At 51.8% G+C, this 19874-nt stretch carries 16 protein-coding genes; 10 read left to right on the plus strand and 6 right to left on the minus strand.

Annotated elements, in window-relative coordinates; genetic code table 11:
* Positions 1-10: 10 nt before the first annotated feature.
* From accC to LG384_RS19795, 5 genes are all read right to left on the minus strand, one after another.
* Positions 11-1360, minus strand: coding sequence for an acetyl-CoA carboxylase biotin carboxylase subunit (accC, locus tag LG384_RS19775; RefSeq protein WP_045448212.1), 1350 nt, complete (start codon positions 1358-1360; stop codon positions 11-13).
* Positions 1361-1370: 10 nt separating this feature from the next.
* Positions 1371-1841 (minus strand): acetyl-CoA carboxylase biotin carboxyl carrier protein, encoded by a 471-nt coding sequence (gene accB / locus LG384_RS19780; RefSeq protein ID WP_045448210.1) that lies wholly within the window; start codon positions 1839-1841, stop codon positions 1371-1373.
* A gap of 392 nt (positions 1842-2233) precedes the next feature.
* On the minus strand, positions 2234-2833 hold the full coding sequence (gene msrQ, locus LG384_RS19785) for a protein-methionine-sulfoxide reductase heme-binding subunit MsrQ (protein WP_200010099.1): 600 nt from the start codon (positions 2831-2833) through the stop codon (positions 2234-2236).
* The gene (gene msrP, locus LG384_RS19790; protein WP_045448206.1) at positions 2834-3838 is read right to left on the minus strand and encodes a protein-methionine-sulfoxide reductase catalytic subunit MsrP; all 1005 of its coding nucleotides are present in this window, start codon (positions 3836-3838) and stop codon (positions 2834-2836) included.
* 117 nt (positions 3839-3955) lie between these two features.
* Positions 3956-4930, minus strand: a complete 975-nt coding sequence (locus LG384_RS19795; RefSeq protein ID WP_045448204.1) for an MDR family oxidoreductase — start codon at positions 4928-4930, stop codon at positions 3956-3958.
* A gap of 225 nt (positions 4931-5155) precedes the next feature.
* Between LG384_RS19795 and csrD the strand changes: the two genes are divergently transcribed.
* The 8 genes from csrD to tldD all read left to right on the plus strand — a co-directional run bounded on the left by csrD (position 5156) and on the right by tldD (position 17515).
* On the plus strand, positions 5156-7096 hold the full coding sequence (gene csrD, locus LG384_RS19800) for an RNase E specificity factor CsrD (protein ID WP_225761406.1): 1941 nt from the start codon (positions 5156-5158) through the stop codon (positions 7094-7096).
* Positions 7097-7401: 305 nt separating this feature from the next.
* Entirely contained in the window at positions 7402-8445 is a 1044-nt protein-coding gene (mreB, locus tag LG384_RS19805; protein WP_000913396.1) for a rod shape-determining protein MreB, read from the plus strand.
* Positions 8446-8509: 64 nt separating this feature from the next.
* Positions 8510-9532, plus strand: a complete 1023-nt coding sequence (mreC, locus tag LG384_RS19810) for a rod shape-determining protein MreC (RefSeq protein ID WP_045448184.1) — start codon at positions 8510-8512, stop codon at positions 9530-9532.
* Positions 9533-10021, plus strand: a complete 489-nt coding sequence (mreD, locus tag LG384_RS19815; RefSeq protein ID WP_003025196.1) for a rod shape-determining protein MreD — start codon at positions 9533-9535, stop codon at positions 10019-10021.
* A gap of 7 nt (positions 10022-10028) precedes the next feature.
* A complete protein-coding gene (locus tag LG384_RS19820; RefSeq protein ID WP_045448181.1) occupies positions 10029-10622 on the plus strand; it encodes a nucleoside triphosphate pyrophosphatase in 594 nt (197 codons plus the stop codon).
* Positions 10612-12081 (plus strand): ribonuclease G, encoded by a 1470-nt coding sequence (gene rng / locus LG384_RS19825; RefSeq protein WP_003828822.1) that lies wholly within the window; start codon positions 10612-10614, stop codon positions 12079-12081. Before LG384_RS19820 ends, rng begins: the two co-directional genes overlap by 11 nt.
* A 111-nt stretch (positions 12082-12192) precedes the next feature.
* Entirely contained in the window at positions 12193-15993 is a 3801-nt protein-coding gene (yhdP, locus tag LG384_RS19830; protein ID WP_225761407.1) for an AsmA2 domain-containing protein YhdP, read from the plus strand.
* Between the two features lie 76 nt (positions 15994-16069).
* On the plus strand, positions 16070-17515 hold the full coding sequence (gene tldD / locus LG384_RS19835; RefSeq protein ID WP_048222523.1) for a metalloprotease TldD: 1446 nt from the start codon (positions 16070-16072) through the stop codon (positions 17513-17515).
* Positions 17516-17613: 98 nt separating this feature from the next.
* Here the strand turns inward: tldD and aaeR are convergent, their stop codons facing one another.
* On the minus strand, positions 17614-18543 hold the full coding sequence (aaeR, locus tag LG384_RS19840; RefSeq protein WP_045448175.1) for an HTH-type transcriptional activator AaeR: 930 nt from the start codon (positions 18541-18543) through the stop codon (positions 17614-17616).
* Between the two features lie 186 nt (positions 18544-18729).
* On the opposite strand from aaeR, the gene aaeX reads away from it, so the two are divergent.
* Both aaeX and aaeA read left to right on the plus strand, forming a co-directional pair.
* Positions 18730-18933, plus strand: coding sequence for a p-hydroxybenzoic acid efflux pump operon protein AaeX (gene aaeX, locus LG384_RS19845; RefSeq protein ID WP_003828816.1), 204 nt, complete (start codon positions 18730-18732; stop codon positions 18931-18933).
* A gap of 7 nt (positions 18934-18940) precedes the next feature.
* Positions 18941-19873, plus strand: coding sequence for a p-hydroxybenzoic acid efflux pump subunit AaeA (aaeA, locus tag LG384_RS19850; protein ID WP_225761408.1), 933 nt, complete (start codon positions 18941-18943; stop codon positions 19871-19873).
* Position 19874 lies beyond the last annotated feature (1 nt).

The following is a 19874-nucleotide window of genomic DNA, read 5'->3' on the forward strand; positions in this document are numbered from 1 at the left end:
TAACGCGTGCTTACTTTTCCTGAAGTCCGAGTTTTTTCTCCAGGTAGTGGATATTAGAACCACCACGCTGGAAGTGCTCGTCATTCATGATGCGGATCTGCAGATCAACGTTAGTTTTGATGCCGTCGATGATCAGTTCCTGCAAGGCGTTTTTCATGCGGGCAATTGCCACGTCACGGTTTTCGCCATAGCAAATCAGTTTACCGATCATTGAGTCATAGTACGGAGGGACAGTGTAGCCTGCGTAAATATGTGACTCCCAGCGCACACCAAAGCCACCCGGTGCGTGGAAACGCGTAATTTTACCCGGGCTTGGCAGGAAGGTGTTCGGGTCTTCGGCGTTGATACGGCATTCTACCGCATGGCCTTTAACTATAACTTCATCCTGCTTGATAGACAGCGGCTGACCTGCTGCAATACGCAACTGCTCTTTGATCAGGTCAACGCCGGTGATCATTTCGGTAACCGGATGTTCTACCTGGATACGGGTGTTCATTTCAATGAAGTAGAACTCACCGTTTTCAAACAGGAATTCGAAAGTACCCGCTCCACGGTAGCCGATATCAACACACGCTTTGGCGCAACGCTCGCCGATATAGCGACGCAGTTCCGGAGTAATGCCAGGTGCTGGCGCCTCTTCGACCACTTTCTGGTGACGACGCTGCATAGAGCAGTCGCGTTCTGCCAGATAAATCGCGTTACCCTGACCGTCTGCCAGCACCTGAATTTCGATGTGGCGTGGGTTTTCCAGGTATTTTTCCATGTAAACCATGTCGTTGTTGAAAGCGGCTTTCGCTTCAGCTTTCGTCATGGAAATGGATTGGGCCAGTTCAGCATCGCCGCGTACAACGCGCATACCGCGACCGCCGCCGCCGCCGGAAGCTTTGATAATTACCGGATAGCCGATGCGTTTGGCATGAGCGCGGTTAGCGTCCATATCATCGCCCAGCGGGCCGTCAGAGCCGGGAACGGTTGGTACGCCAGCTTTTTTCATCGCAGTAATGGCGGACACTTTGTCACCCATCAAGCGGATGGTATCGGCTTTTGGGCCAATGAAGATAAAGCCTGAGCGTTCTACCTGTTCAGCAAAGTTGGCGTTCTCAGAGAGGAAGCCATAACCCGGATGGATTGCCACCGCGCCGGTGATTTCAGCGGCGCTGATGATAGCCGGGATGTTCAGGTAACTTTTTACAGATGGAGCCGGGCCAATACAGACCGTTTCATCTGCCAGTAATACGTGTTTTAAATCGCGATCCGCGCTTGAGTGCACAGCGACGGTCTTGATGCCCAGTTCTTTACAGGCACGAAGAATACGCAAGGCAATCTCGCCGCGGTTGGCGATAACAATTTTATCCAACATGTTCGCCTCGTTACTCGATGACGACCAGCGGCTCGTCAAATTCTACCGGTTGACCACTTTCGACCAGGATCGCTTTCACCACACCGGATTTATCGGCTTCGATCTGGTTCATCATTTTCATGGCTTCAACGATGCACAGGGTATCGCCCGCATTCACTTTCTGACCCACTTCGATAAACGGTTTGGCGTCAGGACCCGGGGTGCGGTAGAAAGTACCAACCATCGGGGAACGTACGATGTGACCACTGATTTCCGCTGCGGCTGGGGCTTCCATGCTTGGAGTTGCAGTCTGAGCGACAGCGTTAGACAGAGCAGGTTGTTGCATCATTGGTGCAGCATAAGCCTGTTGCATCATTGGAAAACCTGCATTTGGCGCTGCACGGCTGATGCGTACAGATTCTTCGCCTTCAGAAATTTCCAGTTCGGAGATGCCTGATTCTTCAACCAGCTCGATCAGTTTTTTAATCTTACGAATATCCATGAGTGGGTTCCGTACTCTTTGTTTAGTGAGATTGTGACAGGCGTTTTATCGCCGTCTGTATAGCATTTGAATAACTGTTGGTGACAAGATGCCACGCATCTCTGGCGTTGCACTGCGTGCCGCAACCATTAAATGAGATTTCATGACTTGTCAGTCATTGTGTGGCTATCTTCTGCCATTTTCGGGTAAAAAACAAAATATACCTTCAATGCGCGATTGTCACCCTTTCAGCGGTGTAAAAACGCTCTCGGGGAAAGCAAGGCCGCACATTATAACCATTTCGTAGCAATTGGCAGCTAAATACTGGTCTTATCAGGGAAGATAATCAACCGTTGGCATGTAAAGAACATGGGTTCGTCTGTGTTTTGCAACGCACTGCACATATCGTGAAACTACCGCCACCACTGGCGGAACTTCTTATAACGGCAGGCTAAAAGCACGGTAGCGAGCGCTGCATAAATGATCGGTTGTGGAGATAAAATCTTTACCGACCACAGGTAATGAATAGGCGCCAGGATCGCCACCAGATAGACGAAGTTGTGTAAGAACTGCCAATATTTTCCCAGTTTTCGCTGTGCTGCCTGTGTTGACGTTAATGTGAGGGCAAATAATATGACCCAACTGATAATGCCCAACATCAAATAAGGACGCGTTGTTAATTCCCGTCCTAACAGTGCAAGATTATTAATGCCCAGTTCCAGTAGGGCATAGCTGGTTAAATGCAACGTAGCCCAGGCAAAACACCATAACCCTAACAGGCGACGAGTACGTATCAATAATGGCTGTTTAGCGTAGCGCGCCAGCGGCGCGACCAGCAAGGTCGCCAGTAAAAATTTCAGAGCTGTCCTACCGGTAAAGTGTTGAATGTCTTTAACGGGATCGGCGCTCAATCCCCCATTATTTACCGCCCAAAAGAGCCAGACAAAAGGTAAAATACCGGCAAGATGCAGGCACACTTTCAGCCAGGTAATGTTTTTTGCAGTCAGGCGCACTTAAAAGTTCTCACGTAAATTGAGGCCGCGATACAGCGAGGCGACTTCATCGGCATAACCGTTAAATAGCAGCGTAGGTTGTCGCTGTACGTCCAGAATCCCGCCTGAACCAATAAAACGCTCAGTCGCTTGCGACCAGCGAGGATGATCGACATGTGGATTCACATTGGCATAAAAACCATATTCATCAGGTGCGGCCATATTCCAGGTCGTCGGTGGGCGTTCACGTGTGAGTTTGATACTGACGATCGACTTAATGCCTTTAAAACCGTATTTCCATGGCACGATTAAGCGGATCGGTGCGCCATTCTGCGGGGGAAGTGCCTTACCATAAACACCTACGGTGAGTAGCGTGAGCGGATGCATGGCTTCATCAAGGCGCAGTCCCTCAACGTAGGGATATTTCAGCCCCCCGCCAATAAAGCGATCTTTCTGTCCCGGCATATCATCCGGCGCATAGAGCGTTTCGAAAGCGACATATTTTGCATTGCTGGTGGGTTCGGCCAGTGCCAACAGCTTATGTAAAGGAAAGCCAATCCACGGCACGACCATTGACCAGGCCTCTACACAGCGCATCCGATAAATACGTTCCTCCAACGGGAAACGTGTGGTTAGTGCATCGTGATCGAGTGTTAAGGGCTTGGCCACTTCGCCACTGATTTTCAGCGTCCAGGGATTGGTCTTCAGACTGCCAGCGTTGGCTGCCGGGTCTGCTTTGTCCAGGCCAAACTCATAAAAATTGTTATAGCCAGACACTTTATCTTCTGGTGTTAAAGGAAGCGTATTTTGCCAGGCCGCAGGTTTACTGAAATCAAGCGGTTTACCAGCAGGTGCGGGTGGACGGTCATTACCTTTAAACCAACTGAGAAGGTCAGCCTGTGCAGACAAAGGCAAAGACAATGCGGCGGCACTGATACCCAGTGCTTTCAGCACCTGGCGGCGCTGCATAAAAAAAGCCGATTCTGCGGTTACATCGGCTTCGGTAAATTGACGTATTTTCTTCATAATAGACTCCCGGCATACGCGCGATGACTCATATTGGCGCGTAGTTACTATGGCAGGGAGTCCGTCAATGTGTATAAAAAAATAGTTAATTAAATGTAAGTTTTTATCTGCGACAGCTTAACGTACCTTTACCAATGTGCGGCCTTGCACCTGGTTATTGATGATGGCATCGGCAAACTTTGGCGCATCAGCCAGAGTGATTTCTGTTGCAGCTTGCGCATAGAATGATTCTGGCAAGTCATTGACCAGACGTTGCCAGGCTTGCGCACGACGAGCCGGGGGCGTCATCACGGAATCAACACCCTGTAAGCGCACATTACGCAGAATAAATGGCATCACTGTGGTTGGGAGTGCAAAACCGCCGGCCAGACCACAGGCAGCGACACAGCCGCCGTAGTTCATCTGAGCGAGGACTTTTGCCAGCACTTTGTCGCCAACGGTATCAATCGCACCGGCCCAGAGCTGTTTTTCCAGCGGGCGAGATTCAGCAAACTCATCACGACCGAGGATTCGGTTGGCGCCCAGGCTACGCAGATAGTCATGCGTACTTTCGCGACCGGATACCGCCGCAACCTGATAACCCAGTTTATGCAGCAACGCGACGGCAGTACTGCCCACACCACCGCTGGCGCCGGTGACAACAATCTCGCCATCTTCCGGGCGAATACCGGCGTCTTCAAGCGCCATTACGCACAGCATGGCGGTAAAACCGGCGGTGCCGATGACCATGGCTTTACGGCCATCCAGTCCTTTTGGCAGAGCAACCAACCAGTCACCTTTCACGCGTGCACGTTCTGCCAGTCCACCCCAATGGTTTTCCCCCACGCCCCAGCCGGTTAGCAAGACTTCCTGGCCTGCATGAAAACGGGGATCTTCGCTATTGCGAACGGTGCCAGCGAAATCGATACCAGGAATCATCGGAAAATTACGGATAATTTTACCCTTGCCTGTGATGGCCAGCGCGTCTTTATAGTTCAGGCTCGACCAGTGAACATCCACCGTCACATCGCCTTCCGGTAGCTGGTTTTCGTCGAGGGGTTGAACGGATGCGAGGGTTTTTCCGTCCTGCTGTTCTAAGATCAAAGCCTGCATAACCTGTCCTCAATTCATATAGTGGATTGGAAAATTATTTATGAAGACTATACTCGCTAAACAAAACATGATGCCGATTCTGCGCAATAAATTGCCAGAAATACCTGATTTGGTAGTATGCCCACATTATTTGTGTAAATTGACGGATTTCGCGTTCAATTTCGCATTTTCGTGTCGCTTTTTCATTTTCACGCTTGATTCATAACTGTCGGAGTTAACACAAGGATGCGATTAACGACGAAATTCTCAGCTTTTGTGACGCTGCTTACCGGGTTAACGATCTTCGTGACTTTGATTGGCTGCTCACTGAGTTTTTACAACGCGATTCAATACAAGTTCACCGCCCGCGTCCAGGCCGTAGCGACGGCGATTGACACCCATCTTGTCTCCAAAGATGCTGTTTCTTTAACGCCGCAAATAGATGAGTTAATGATCTCCGTCGATATCGTCCGCGTTGAGTTGCTTCAGGGTGAGAATATTGTTTATCGCCATTCCCGAACCAGTAGCTATCGCCCTGCAGGGACGAACAATCTCTATCGCGATATCACGGTTCCTTTGGTCAAGCATCCTGGGATGTCGCTGCGTCTGGTCTATCAGGATCCAATGGGCAATTATTTCCATTCGCTGATGACGACAGCGCCGCTCACGCTATCGATTGGTTTTATTATCCTGATGCTATTCTTGTCGGTACGCTGGCTTCAGCGTCAGCTTTCCGGACAGGAGCTGCTGGAGATTCGTTCAACGCGGATCCTGAACGGTGAACGAGGGCCGAACGTCCGGGGTACAGTCTATGAATGGCCTGCGCGTACCAGTAGTGCGCTTGATATGCTGCTTACCGAAATTCAGAACGCCCGCGAGCAGCGAAGCAGGTTGGATACGCTGATCCGATCCTATGTTGCGCAGGATACAAAAACCGGGCTTAGCAACCGGCTGTTCTTTGATAACCAATTGGCGACGCTGCTGGAAGATCAAGAGAAAGTAGGATCGCACGGGGTTGTGATGATGGTTCGTCTGCCGGACTTTACCCTGTTGCGTGATAGTTGGGGAGTTGAGCTTGCTGAAGAACAAATCTCCGCGCTCATCAATTTGTTGTCGACCTTTATTATGCGCTATCCGGGAGCGCTGCTGGCACGCTACCACCGTAGTGATTTTGCCATCTTGCTGCCGCACCGCACGTTAAAAGAAGCGGAAAGTATCGCCGGGCAATTGTTAAAAGCGGTAGACGCACTTCCGACTAACAAAATGATCGATCGTGCCGATATGATTCATATTGGCATTTGCGTTTGCCGCAGCGGTCAATCCACTGAACAGGTTATGGATCACGCCGAAGCGGCAACCCGTAATTCGGTATTGCAAGGTGGGAACAGTTGGTCAGTCTATGACGACTCTCTACCCGAAAAAGGCCGGGGTAATGTACGCTGGCGAACGCTTATAGAACAGATGCTCAGCCGGGGCGGTCCGAGAATTTACCAAAAACCTGCTGTGACATGTGAAGGGCGGGTGCACCATCGGGAATTAATGTGCCGCATTTTTGATGGGAGCGAAGAGGTCATCTCGGCAGAATATATGCCGATGGTGCTGCAATTTGGCCTGGCGGAAGAATATGACCGCTTGCAGATTAGCCGTCTGATCTTGTTATTGGGCTATTGGCCACAGGAAAGTTTGGCGATGCAGGCGACAGTAGAGTCGCTTATTCGCCCGCGTTTTCAGCGCTGGTTGCGTGATACGCTGATGCAGTGCGAAAAATCGCTGCGTAAACGCATAATTATTGAACTTGCGGAGGCGGATGTCTGTCAACATATCAGCCGGTTACAGCCTGTGATTCGATTGATGGATGCGCTGGGTGTTCGTATCGCCGTTACGCAGGCAGGTTTAACACTGGTTAGCACCAGCTGGATAAAAGAACTCAATGTCGAATTATTGAAACTTCATCCAAGCCTGGTAAGAAATATTGATAAGCGAACGGAAAATCAGCTTCTTGTGCAGAGCCTGGTGGAAGCCTGTTCAGGAACACCCACGCTGGTTTATGCCACCGGTGTTCGTTCGCGTAGCGAGTGGCGTACGTTGGCCGAACGTGGAGTCTCGGGTGGACAAGGTGATTTTTTTGCCGCATCACAGCCACTTGACACCAACGTGAAAAAATATTCGCAAAGATATTCGGTTTAACCTGCCGTTTAATTTGTTTTCACGTAGAATAACGCGCGCTGTGCCTTCTGGGGGTGTGCTTGTCTGCCCGCCAGGCTGTAACAGCAAACATGCAGGTGAATGACCTTTGACAGGTTGCAAATGAGGCGAGGATTGCTGCTGATTTATTCAGCCCTGATGGACTCAGGCCGGTTTTGTAACAAAGGAAACGAACTGCACTAATTTTCACCGTAGCAGATGATTTTTCCGCCTTGTCGCTGCTGCGTGTGGTTGGTAAAGTAAGCGGATTTTGTTTTCCGCCCCAGCTTTCAGGATTATCCCTTAGTATGTTGAAAAAATTTCGTGGCATGTTTTCCAATGACCTGTCCATTGACCTGGGTACCGCGAATACCCTTATTTATGTAAAAGGACAAGGCATCGTATTGAATGAGCCTTCTGTTGTGGCCATTCGCCAGGATCGTGCCGGTTCGCCGAAAAGCGTGGCCGCAGTAGGTCATGATGCGAAGCAGATGCTGGGTCGTACACCGGGTAATATTGCTGCAATTCGCCCAATGAAAGATGGCGTTATTGCTGACTTCTTCGTGACTGAAAAAATGCTCCAGCACTTTATCAAACAAGTGCACAGCAACAGCTTCATGCGCCCAAGCCCGCGCGTACTGGTATGTGTACCGGTTGGAGCAACTCAGGTTGAACGTCGTGCGATCCGTGAATCCGCTCAGGGAGCAGGTGCGCGTGAAGTGTTCCTGATCGAAGAGCCGATGGCGGCAGCGATCGGTGCGGGTCTGCCTGTTTCCGAAGCAACCGGTTCTATGGTTGTGGACATCGGTGGTGGTACCACTGAAGTCGCAGTTATCTCCCTGAACGGCGTGGTTTACTCTTCTTCCGTACGCATCGGTGGTGACCGTTTCGACGAAGCCATTATTAATTATGTGCGTCGTAACTACGGTTCTCTGATCGGTGAAGCTACCGCAGAACGTATTAAGCACGAAATCGGTTCTGCTTATCCGGGTGATGAAGTACGCGAAATCGAAGTTCGCGGTCGTAACCTGGCTGAAGGTGTTCCACGTGGCTTTACCCTGAACTCTAACGAGATTCTGGAAGCGCTGCAGGAACCGCTGACCGGTATCGTGAGCGCGGTGATGGTTGCACTGGAACAGTGCCCGCCAGAGCTGGCGTCTGATATTTCCGAACGCGGCATGGTGCTTACCGGCGGTGGCGCTTTACTGCGAAACCTTGATCGTCTGTTAATGGAAGAAACCGGTATTCCAGTTGTTGTTGCTGAAGATCCGCTGACCTGTGTGGCGCGCGGCGGCGGCAAAGCGCTGGAAATGATTGATATGCACGGCGGCGACCTGTTCAGCGAAGAGTAGTCGGATGCAGGTAGGGTGACCAACAGGTTGCCCTTCCGCACTGACACGAGAATACGCATAGCCTATGAAGCCAATTTTTAGCCGTGGCCCGTCGCTACAGATTCGCCTTATTCTGGCGGTGCTGGTGGCGCTCGGCGTTATTATCGCCGACAGCCGCCTGGGTACGTTTAGCCAAATCCGAACGTACATGGATACCGCCGTCAGTCCTTTCTACTTTATTTCTAATGGTCCCCGTGAATTACTCGACGGCGTGTCGCAAACGCTGGCTTCGCGTGACCAACTCGAACTTGAAAACCGGGCGCTGCGCCAGGAACTGCTGCTGAAAAACAGCGAGTTGCTGATGCTGGGGCAATATAAACAGGAGAACGCGCGTTTGCGCGAGCTGCTAGGATCGCCGCTGCGTCAGGATGAACAAAAGATGGTGACGCAGGTCATCTCAACGGTTAATGACCCTTACAGCGATCAGGTTGTGATCGATAAAGGGAGCGTAAACGGTGTTTACGAAGGTCAGCCGGTAATCAGTGATAAAGGTGTCGTGGGTCAGGTCGTTGCCGTGGCAAAACTGACCAGTCGCGTACTGCTGATTTGCGATGCAACCCACGCGTTGCCGATCCAGGTTCTGCGTAACGACATTCGTGTGATTGCTGCCGGTAACGGCTGCACTGACGATCTACAGCTCGAACACCTGCCAGCCAATACCGATATTCGTGTTGGCGATGTGCTGGTCACATCGGGCCTGGGCGGACGTTTCCCTGAAGGGTATCCGGTCGCCGTTGTCTCTTCCGTTAAGCTGGACACCCAACGTGCTTACACCGTGATTCAGGCGCGTCCGACTGCTGGTTTACAGCGTTTGCGCTACCTGTTGCTGTTGTGGGGAGCCGACCGTAATGGTGCAAATCCGATGACTCCGGAGGAAGTGCACCGCGTAGCCAATGAACGTCTGATGCAAATGATGCCTCAGGTGCTGCCGTCGCCGGATACGATGGGCCCACCAGCCCCTGTTCCAGCACCGGCAACAGGTGTTACTCCTGCACCTGCGAATACAGCGCAGCCAGTACCTTCTCCGCGTAAGCCGGGAGGGCAGTAAGTGGCAAGCTATCGTAGCCAGGGACGTTGGGTAATTTGGCTCTCGTTCCTTATTGCACTGTTATTGCAAGTCATGCCCTGGCCGGATGACATTCTTGTTTTCCGGCCAAACTGGGTGCTGCTCATCCTGCTGTATTGGATCCTGGCACTACCGCATCGCGTAAATGTGGGCACAGGATTTGTGGTGGGTGCCATACTGGATCTCATTAGTGGTTCCACGCTTGGCGTGCGGGCTTTGTCGATGAGTATCATTGCTTATCTGGTCGCGCTGAAATTCCAACTATTCCGTAACCTCGCGCTCTGGCAACAGGCGCTGGTGGTCATGTTGCTATCACTGGTCGTGGATATTATTGTTTTCTGGGCCGAGTTTTTAGTGATCAATGTCTCTTTCAGACCCGAAGTGTTCTGGAGTAGTGTAGTAAACGGTGTGCTTTGGCCATGGTTATTCTTACTGATGCGTAAAGTCCGCCAGCAGTTTGCGGTGCAATAAGGTTGATATGAATACTCTGTATCTGGCTTCAGGTTCCCCACGCCGGCAGGAATTGTTGACTCAGCTTGGTGTGAAATTTGAGCGGCTGGTTCCCGGGATTGAGGAACAGCGGCATTCGCAAGAAAGCGCACAGCAGTATGTTGTTCGTCTGGCGCGGGAGAAGGCGCAGGCAGGCGTTGCGTTGGCTCTTCGTGATCTGCCGGTGTTGGGTGCAGATACCATTGTTATTCTGAATGGCGAAGTGCTGGAAAAACCGCATGACGCCGCCCATGCTGCAGCGATGCTGCGCAAGCTGTCAGGCAAAACACATCAGGTCATGACGGCAGTGGCGTTAGCCGATCGCCAGCACAGTCTGGACTGCCTGGTTGTAACGGAAGTGACATTCAGAGCACTAACTGATGAGGACATTGCGGGCTATGTTGCCAGCGGTGAGCCTATGGATAAAGCAGGTGCATACGGTATTCAAGGGTTGGGTGGCTGTTTTGTCAGGAAGATAAATGGCAGCTATCACGCCGTAGTCGGCTTACCGCTGGTAGAAACGTATGAGTTGCTGAGCAATTTTAACGCACTGCGTGAGAAAAGGGATAAACATGACGGCTGAATTGTTGGTAAACGTAACGCCATCGGAAACGCGCGTGGCGTACATTGATGGCGGAATTCTGCAGGAAATTCATATTGAACGTGAGGCGCGACGCGGAATCGTAGGCAATATCTACAAAGGTCGTGTAAGTCGTGTACTTCCGGGTATGCAGGCGGCTTTTGTAGATATTGGACTGGATAAAGCCGCATTTCTTCACGCTTCAGACATCATGCCACATACAGAATGTGTGGCAGGTGAAGAGCAAAAGCAGTTCACTGTGCGCGACATCTCCGAGCTGGTGCGCCAGGGACAAGACCTGATGGTGCAGGTGGTAAAAGATCCGCTTGGCACTAAGGGCGCCCGTCTGACGACGGATATCACGCTTCCTTCCCGTTACCTTGTTTTCATGCCTGGTGCATCACACGTTGGGGTTTCCCAGCGTATCGAAAGTGAAACCGAACGTGAACGTCTGAAAAAAGTGGTGGCGGATTACTGCGATGAGCAGGGCGGATTTATTATTCGCACGGCGGCAGAAGGTGTGTGCGAAGAGGATCTGGCCTCCGATGCCGCTTACCTGAAGCGCGTCTGGACCAAAGTTATGGAGCGCAAAAAGCGTCCGCAAACGCGCTATCAGATGTACGGCGAACTGGCGCTTGCGCAGCGTGTACTGCGCGATTTTGCTGATGCTCAGCTTGACCGAATCCGAGTGGACTCCCGTTTGACCTATGAAGCGTTGTTGGAGTTTACCGCGGAATACATCCCGGAGATGACCAGCAAGCTGGAACACTACAGTGGACGGCAGCCTATTTTCGATCTCTTTGATGTTGAAAATGAAATTCAACGCGCGCTGGAACGTAAAGTTGAGCTGAAATCCGGTGGTTATCTGATTATCGATCAGACCGAAGCGATGACCACTGTTGATATAAACACCGGCGCGTTTGTTGGACATCGTAATCTCGATGACACTATCTTTAATACCAACATTGAAGCGACGCAGGCCATTGCGCGTCAACTGCGTCTGCGCAACCTGGGCGGCATTATCATTATCGATTTTATCGACATGAATAATGAGGATCACCGTCGTCGGGTGCTGCACTCTTTGGAGCAGGCCCTGAGTAAGGACCGCGTAAAAACCAGCATTAACGGTTTTTCACAGTTGGGGCTGGTGGAGATGACGCGTAAGCGTACGCGCGAAAGCGTGGAGCATGTGCTTTGTAACGAGTGTCCAACTTGCCACGGGCGCGGCACGGTGAAAACGGTAGAAACCGTATGCTATGAAATCATGCGTGAAATTGTGCGCGTGCATCATGCTTACGACTCCGATCGTTTCCTGGTCTATGCTTCTCCGGCAGTGGCAGAGACTCTGAAAGGTGAAGAGTCACATGCGCTGGCGGAAGTGGAAATCTTTGTCGGCAAACAGGTCAAAGTACAAGTCGAGCCGCTCTATAACCAGGAGCAGTTTGACGTGGTAATGATGTGAGCAGGCCTGCGGCGTCAGTGCTTGTAGGCCGGATTTGGCGCAAGCGCTGCCATCCGGCAAGATTCACTTCAGGTTTGTGAGTCACATTTTTTGGCAGACAAGGAGAGGCGCGTGAGGCGATTGCCGGGGATATTACTGCTCACTGGAGCCGCATTCGTTGTCATCGCAGCGCTGCTGGTTAGTGGGCTGCGCCTTGCTCTGCCTCATCTCGATACCTGGCGTCCCGCCATTCTTGGCAAGATTGAATCCGCAACAGGTATGCCCGTTTCTGCCACTCAGTTCACCGCCAACTGGCAAAACTTTGGCCCGACGCTCGAGGCGCGCGATATCCATGCGCAGCTAAACGATGGCGGAGAATTCTCAGTTAAGCGAGTCACGCTGGCGCTGGATGTCTGGCAAAGTCTGCTGCACATGCGCTGGCAGTTTCGCGATCTTACCTTCTGGCAACTGCAACTGCGCACTAATACTCCTATCCAGCGCAGCGACAGCGACGATGGCATTGAAGCCGGTCACCTTAGCGATCTTTTCCTTCGTCAGTTTGATCATTTCGATCTTCGCGATAGTCAGATCAGCTTTTTAACCCTCTCTGGCCAGCGTGCAGAGCTGGCGATACCACAGCTTACCTGGCTGAACGGTAAAAACAGACACCGCGCCGAAGGTCAGGTCAGTCTCTCCAGCCTCACCGGACAGCACGGCGTCATGCAGGTGCGAATAGATCTGCGTGACGATGACGGACTGCTGAATAATGGTCGCGTCTGGCTACAGGCTGATGACATCGATGTGAAGCCGTGGTTGGGGAAATGGATGCAGGATAACGTCGCGCTGCAAACCGCGCGTTTTAGCCTCGAAGGATGGATGACGCTCAGCAAAGGGGAAATCTCCGGTGGAGATATCTGGCTGAAGAAAGGTGGTGCAAGCTGGCAGGGCGATAACCATACACACACGCTCGCTGTTGATAATCTGACCGCACACATTAGCCGTGAACAGCCAGGCTGGCAATTTTCTATTCCCGATACACGGATAACTCTGGACGATAAACCCTGGCCGAGCGGAGCGTTAACCCTTGCCTGGATCCCTGAGCAGGAAGTGGGCGGTGAAAATAACAAACGCAGTGATGAGCTGCGCATTCGTGCCAGTAATCTGGAGTTAGCTGGATTAGAGGGGCTGCGTTCGATGGCGGCAAAGTTATCTCCGGCGCTGGGTGATATCTGGCAGGCAACGCAACCGAGCGGCAAGATAGATGTGCTGGCGCTCGATATTCCGTTGCAGGCGACAGAAAAAACCCGCTTCCAGTCCTCGTGGACCAATCTGGCCTGGAAACAGTGGAAGCTGTTACCGGGTGCAGAACATTTCTCCGGAACGCTTGCGGGCAGTGTTGAAAATGGTTTGCTCACCGCCTCCATGAAACAGGCAAAAATGCCCTATGAAACGGTCTTCCGCGCTCCGCTGGAAATTGAAGAGGGTGTAGCTACGCTTAGCTGGCTGAAAAATGACAAAGGTTTTCAGTTAGATGGGCGTGATATTGATGTTAAAGCGACAGCAGTACATGCTCGCGGTGGTTTTCGCTATCTGCAACCGACAGGTGATGAGCCATGGCTGGGCATTCTGGCGGGTATCAGTACCAACGACGGCTCTCAGGCCTGGCGTTATTTTCCGGAAAACCTGATGGGTAAGGAGCTGGTTGACTACCTCAGCAGCGCAATTCAGGGTGGTGAGGCGGATAACGCCACGCTGGTCTATGGCGGTAATCCGCACTTATTCCCGTATAAACACAACGAAGGTCAGTTTCAGGTGCTGGTGCCGCTGCGCAATGCAACGTTTGCCTTCCAGCCAGACTGGCCTGCGTTAACAGACCTTGATATTGAGCTGAACTTCCTTAACGACGGTCTGTGGATGAAAACCGACGGCGTCCAGTTAGGCGGAGTGAAAGCCAGTAACCTGACCGCCAATATTCCCGACTATGAGAAAGAAAAGCTGCTGATTGATGCGGATATCAACGGGCCGGGAAAGGCGGTCGGACCGTATTTTGATGATACCCCGTTGAAGGACTCTCTCGGTGCCACACTGGAACAGCTCCAGATTGACGGCGATGTGAATGCTCGCTTACATCTTGATATCCCACTTGATGGTTCGCTGGTCACCGCCAAAGGTGATGTCATGCTGCGTAATAACAGCCTGTTTATTAAGCCACTCGACAGTACGCTGAAGAACCTGAACGGCAAATTCAGCTTTGTAAACGGGGATCTCAAAAGCGAGCCGATGACGGCAAACTGGTTTAATCAGCCTCTGGATGTCGATTTTTCCACTACTGAAGGCACTAAAGCTTATCAGGTCGCTGTGAATCTGAAGGGGGACTGGCAACCAACCCGGATGGGGATTTTGCCGACGCAGGTGAACGATGCTTTAAGCGGCAGCATGGCGTGGAATGGTAAAGTTGGTATCGAACTTCCGTATCATGCCGGGGCAACATACAACATTGAGTTAAAGAGTGACCTGAAAAATGTAAGCAGTCACTTACCAGCACCGCTGAACAAAGCGCGCGGTGAGTCGCTGCCGGTTAACGTTAAGGCGGACGGCAATCTGCGCAGTTTTGATCTGACTGGCAACGCCGGAAATAAAAACCACTTTAACAGCCACTGGTTGCTGAACCAGAAATTGACGCTTGACCGTGCCATCTGGACTTCTGAAAGCCGTACCGTGCCTGCGCTGCCTGACCAGCAGGGCGTTGAACTTAACCTTCCGCCAATGGATGGTGCGCAGTGGCTGGCGTTGTTCCAGAAAGGTGCGGCGGATAACGTCGGTACTAACGCGAACTTCCCCCAACGCATCACGGTACGTACGCCATCTTTATCACTGGGAGGCCAGCAGTGGAACAATCTGAGCATTGTGTCTGAACCTGCGCTTAACGGGGCGAACATACAGGCGCAAGGACGTGAGATTAACGCGACGTTGGCCATGCGCAATAACGCGCCGTGGCTGGCGTTTATTAAGTATCTTTACTACAACCCAGGCACTGCAAAGTCGTCACAGAAAACAGCATCCGCCTCGCCGTTTTCTGACATTGGCAGAGTTAGCTTCCGTGGCTGGCCGGATGTTCAGTTGCGCTGCGCAGAGTGTTGGATGTGGGGGCAGAAATACGGGCGTATTGACGCCGATGTGGCGATTAAAGGCGATACGTTGACGTTGAGCAGTGGTTTGTTAGATACAGGTTTTGCCAGACTGACTCTGGACGGTGAATGGGTTAACGTGCCGGGTAAAGAGCGTACGTCGCTGAAGGGAAAACTAAACGGTAATAAAATTGACTCTGCCGCGGGTTTCTTTGGCGTATCAACGCCGATACGAAACTCTTCATTCAACGTTGAGTACGATCTGCACTGGCGCAATCCCCCCTGGGATCCTGATGAAGCCTCGCTTAATGGAATTTTGCGTACCCGTTTGGGTAAAGGCGAGCTTACTGAGTTAAGCACCGGACATGCGGGACAACTGCTGCGCCTGCTGAGCTTTGATGCGTTGCTGCGTAAACTGCGTTTTGATTTTAGCGATACCTTCAGTGAAGGCTTTTATTTTGACTCCATTCGCAGCACGGCATGGATTAAAGATGGCGTAATGCATACCGATGATACGTTGGTGGACGGACTGGAAGCGGATATCGCGATGAAAGGTTCAGTTAACCTTGTGCGGCGTGAGCTGGATATGGAAGCTGTTGTCGCACCGGAAATTTCTGCCACCGTGGGTGTTGCCGCCGCGTTTGCCGTCAACCCGATTGTCGGTGCCGCTGTATTTGCTGCCAGTAAAGTACTGGGACCGTTATGGAGCAAAGTCTCGATTCTGCGCTATCGCATCACCGGTCCGGTTGATAAGCCGCAGATTAACGAAGTCCTGCGCCAGCCGCGAAAAGAAAGAAAGCAATGATTTGACGGGGGCGAGTAATTGCCCCAATCTCAGTAAATAGATCTCCCTACCGCAGCAACTAATGAGTAGCAAAACGATGAGTCTGAACCTGGTAAGTGAACAATTGCTAGCGGCGAATGGCCTGAAACATCAGGATCTGTTTGCCATTCTGGGCCAACTGGCCGAACGCCGTCTTGATTACGGCGATCTCTATTTTCAGTCGAGCTATCACGAATCCTGGGTTTTAGAAGACCGCATCATTAAAGATGGTTCTTACAATATCGACCAGGGCGTTGGTGTGCGCGCCATCAGCGGCGAAAAAACAGGGTTTGCCTATGCAGACCAGATAAGCCTGTTGGCGTTAGAGCAAAGCGCTCATGCTGCCCGTACGATTGTGCGCGACAGCGGCGATGGCAAAGTAAAGACGCTGGGCGCAGTCGAACATCAAGCTCTCTATACCTCGGTTGATCCGTTACAAAGCATGAGCCGTGAAGAGAAGCTGGACATTCTCAGGCGTGTCGATCGTGTTGCACGTGCGGCTGATAAGCGCGTGCAGGAAGTGACTGCAAGTCTGACCGGCGTCTACGAGTTGATCCTGGTGGCTGCGACAGACGGAACGCTGGCGGCGGATGTTCGTCCTCTGGTGCGCTTGTCTGTCAGCGTGCAGGTAGAAGATGACGGCAAACGTGAACGTGGTGCCAGCGGTGGCGGCGGTCGTTTTGGTTATGACTATTTCCTCGCCTCCCTTGATGGCGAAGTCCGGGCCGATGCGTGGGCGAAAGAGGCCGTGCGCATGGCGCTGGTGAATCTCTCTGCGGTAGCCGCTCCGGCAGGAACGCTGCCTGTAGTGCTGGGCGCAGGTTGGCCTGGTGTGCTACTGCACGAAGCGGTCGGTCATGGTCTGGAAGGTGACTTTAACCGCCGAGGTACTTCGGTATTCAGCGGTCATATGGGGGAGCTGGTCGCGTCTGAACTGTGCACAGTCGTTGATGACGGTACGATGGTGGATCGCCGTGGTTCGGTAGCCATTGATGATGAAGGGACTCCTGGCCAGTACAACGTACTGATTGAAAACGGTATTCTGAAAGGTTACATGCAGGACAAACTGAATGCGCGTCTGATGGGTGTGGCGCCGACAGGTAACGGACGTCGTGAATCTTATGCGCACTTGCCAATGCCGCGTATGACCAACACCTATATGCTGCCAGGGAAATCCACGCCGCAGGAAATTATCGAGTCTGTCGAATATGGGATTTATGCACCTAACTTCGGCGGCGGTCAGGTGGATATCACTTCCGGGAAGTTTGTTTTCTCAACCTCTGAAGCGTACCTGATTGAAAACGGTAAAGTCACCAAACCGGTGAAAGGCGCGACGCTTATCGGTTCTGGCATTGAAGCGATGCAGCAGATTTCCATGGTGGGTAACGATCTGAAACTGGATAACGGCGTTGGTGTTTGCGGTAAAGAAGGGCAGAGTCTGCCGGTGGGCGTTGGTCAGCCGACGCTGAAGGTGGATAACCTGACCGTGGGCGGCACTGCTTAAATCTCCGGATTCATACCTGCTGTATGCCCGATAAGCATTGTGCTATCGGGCATTTTGCTGGATGGGGGACATAAATGCTGCTCCGGCTGGACAGTCCTCTATTTTTCTTTGCCCCTGCCATACATCCTCTGAAACAACTGTGCCACATCGACAAAATAATCCGTGAGATAGTTAATCACCACCTGCACCTTGAGTGGTAGCTTGTCTTTTTCGGTATACAGGGCGTAAACCGGACGCGGGTCTGACTGATAACGGGGCAACAGGATCTCCACTTCGCCACGATTGATCTCATTGATCACCCACATCAGCGGGACATAGGCAATTCCCGCGCCTGCGGCCAGCCAGCGCACCAGCGTCATAGGGTCATTGGTTACGAAGCGTCCCTGTGGGATGAGGCGAGTAGAAATCCCCTCCGGGGCAATAAGCTCAAATTCATTATCGGGTCGTACGCTGTATTCCAGCCAGGAATGATTACTGAGGTCGGCGGGTTTTTCCGGGGTACCGAATTGGGCGAGGTAATTTTTCGCGGCACAGACCACCATCGGCATGGTCCCCAGGCGACGCGAAAAAAGACTCGAGTCCTGCAACGCACCCACACGGATAACGACGTCCAGGCCATCGGCGATTAAGTCTGGTGCCGGGATGCCGGTGACCAGATTTACCGTCAGGCCAGGGTACTCTTTCAGCATTTTTGCCGTCAGTCCGGCAAGGACATTTTGTGCCATGGTTGAAGAACAGCCAATTCGCAGGGTACCAATTGGCGTGTTGTTAAAGGCATAAAGCTGCTCGTGAACATCCTGCGCTTCGTGCAGCATTCTGCGGCAGCCCTGATAATAAATCTTACCCGCCTCGGTAAGCCCAATGCTACGTGTGCTGCGGTTTAGCAGCTTAACCTGTAGCTCATCTTCCAGTTTTGATACCGTCTGGCTTATCGATGAAACACTCATTTGAAGCTGTCTCGCGGCGGCGGTGAAGGAGCCTAACTCGACAACTTTGGCAAACACCGACATTCGTTTTAATCGTTCCATTGTTCACTCTGGCTTAAAAGTGATTTAGATCACATAATATAGATAACAGCATAACAGTTACGTTAATATATTATTATTCAAATAACTGCTGTGTCGCTCTCGCCTGGCTAATCCTTGCCCTTCTCTGCGGTGACATACGCTAAAAAAAATCAATCATCTGCACTCTCTTAAGCTACCAAGGTCAACATGAGTCTGTTTCCCGTTATCGTGGTGTTTGGTCTTTCCTTCCCACCGATATTTTTCGAATTGCTTTTGTCACTGGCGATTTTCTGGCTGGTGCGCCGGATGCTAGTTCCGACTGGCATCTATGATTTTGTCTGGCATCCGGCTCTGTTTAATACCGCGCTGTATTGCTGTCTTTTCTATTTAATAACGCGCCTGTTCGTTTGAGGTTGAAGTGAAAACACTAACAAGAAAACTCTCCCGCACGGCCATGACTCTCATACTGGTCATTCTGGCCTTTATCGCCATTTTCCGCGCATGGGTCTACTACACCGAATCGCCGTGGACGCGTGATGCACGTTTCAGTGCTGATGTTGTGGCAATTGCACCGGATGTCGCGGGCTTAATCACTGATGTTAACGTTCATGATAACCAACTGGTGAAAAAGGATCAGGTCCTGTTCACTATCGACCAACCGCGCTATAAGAAAGCCCTCGAACAGGCTGAAGCGGATGTCGCCTATTATCAGGTACTGGCACAGGAAAAGCGCCAGGAAGCGGGTCGTCGTAACCGGCTTGGCGTTCAGGCAATGTCTCGTGAAGAGATTGACCAGTCCAATAACGTATTGCAAACCGTATTGCACCAGCTTGCAAAGGCGCAGGCGACACGCGACCTGGCGAAATTGGATCTTGAACGAACGGTCATTCGCGCCCCAGCCGACGGTTGGGTGACTAACCTTAACGTCTATTCTGGCGAGTTTATTACCCGCGGCTCCACGGCGGTAGCGTTGGTAAAACAGCACTCTTTTTATGTGCTGGCTTATATGGAAGAGACCAAGCTGGAAGGTGTTCGTCCGGGGTATCGTGCTGAAATAACACCACTTGGCAGTAATAAGGTATTGAAAGGCACCGTTGATAGCGTAGCGGCTGGTGTAACGAATGCCAGCAGTACGCAGGATGCAAAAGGTATGGCGACCATTGATTCCAATCTTGAATGGGTACGTCTGGCACAGCGTGTGCCGGTGCGTATTCGTCTGGATGAGCAGCAAGACACCCTGTGGCCGGCCGGTACTACGGCCACCGTCGTCATTACTGGTAAGCAGGATCGCGATGCCAGCCAGGAATCATTTTTCCGTAAAATAGCGCATCGCCTGCGCGAGTTTGGTTAAT

The organism is Citrobacter sp. Marseille-Q3906, assembly GCF_916618775.1.
Taxonomy (GTDB): domain Bacteria; phylum Pseudomonadota; class Gammaproteobacteria; order Enterobacterales; family Enterobacteriaceae; genus Citrobacter; species Citrobacter murliniae.

Bases quoted from the DNA above. Each gene is read 5' to 3' on its own strand.
- accC (WP_045448212.1), bottom strand. From the start codon at position 1,360: ATGTTGGATAAAATTGTTATCGCCAACCGCGGCGAGATTGCCTTGCGT.
- accB (WP_045448210.1), bottom strand. From the start codon at position 1,841: ATGGATATTCGTAAGATTAAAAAACTGATCGAGCTGGTTGAAGAATCA.
- msrP (WP_045448206.1), bottom strand. From the start codon at position 3,838: ATGAAGAAAATACGTCAATTTACCGAAGCCGATGTAACCGCAGAATCG.
- LG384_RS19795 (WP_045448204.1), bottom strand. From the start codon at position 4,930: ATGCAGGCTTTGATCTTAGAACAGCAGGACGGAAAAACCCTCGCATCC.
- csrD (WP_225761406.1), top strand. From the start codon at position 5,156: ATGCGATTAACGACGAAATTCTCAGCTTTTGTGACGCTGCTTACCGGG.
- mreB (WP_000913396.1), top strand. From the start codon at position 7,402: ATGTTGAAAAAATTTCGTGGCATGTTTTCCAATGACCTGTCCATTGAC.
- mreC (WP_045448184.1), top strand. From the start codon at position 8,510: ATGAAGCCAATTTTTAGCCGTGGCCCGTCGCTACAGATTCGCCTTATT.
- LG384_RS19820 (WP_045448181.1), top strand. From the start codon at position 10,029: ATGAATACTCTGTATCTGGCTTCAGGTTCCCCACGCCGGCAGGAATTG.
- rng (WP_003828822.1), top strand. From the start codon at position 10,612: ATGACGGCTGAATTGTTGGTAAACGTAACGCCATCGGAAACGCGCGTG.
- tldD (WP_048222523.1), top strand. From the start codon at position 16,070: ATGAGTCTGAACCTGGTAAGTGAACAATTGCTAGCGGCGAATGGCCTG.
- aaeR (WP_045448175.1), bottom strand. From the start codon at position 18,543: ATGGAACGATTAAAACGAATGTCGGTGTTTGCCAAAGTTGTCGAGTTA.
- aaeX (WP_003828816.1), top strand. From the start codon at position 18,730: ATGAGTCTGTTTCCCGTTATCGTGGTGTTTGGTCTTTCCTTCCCACCG.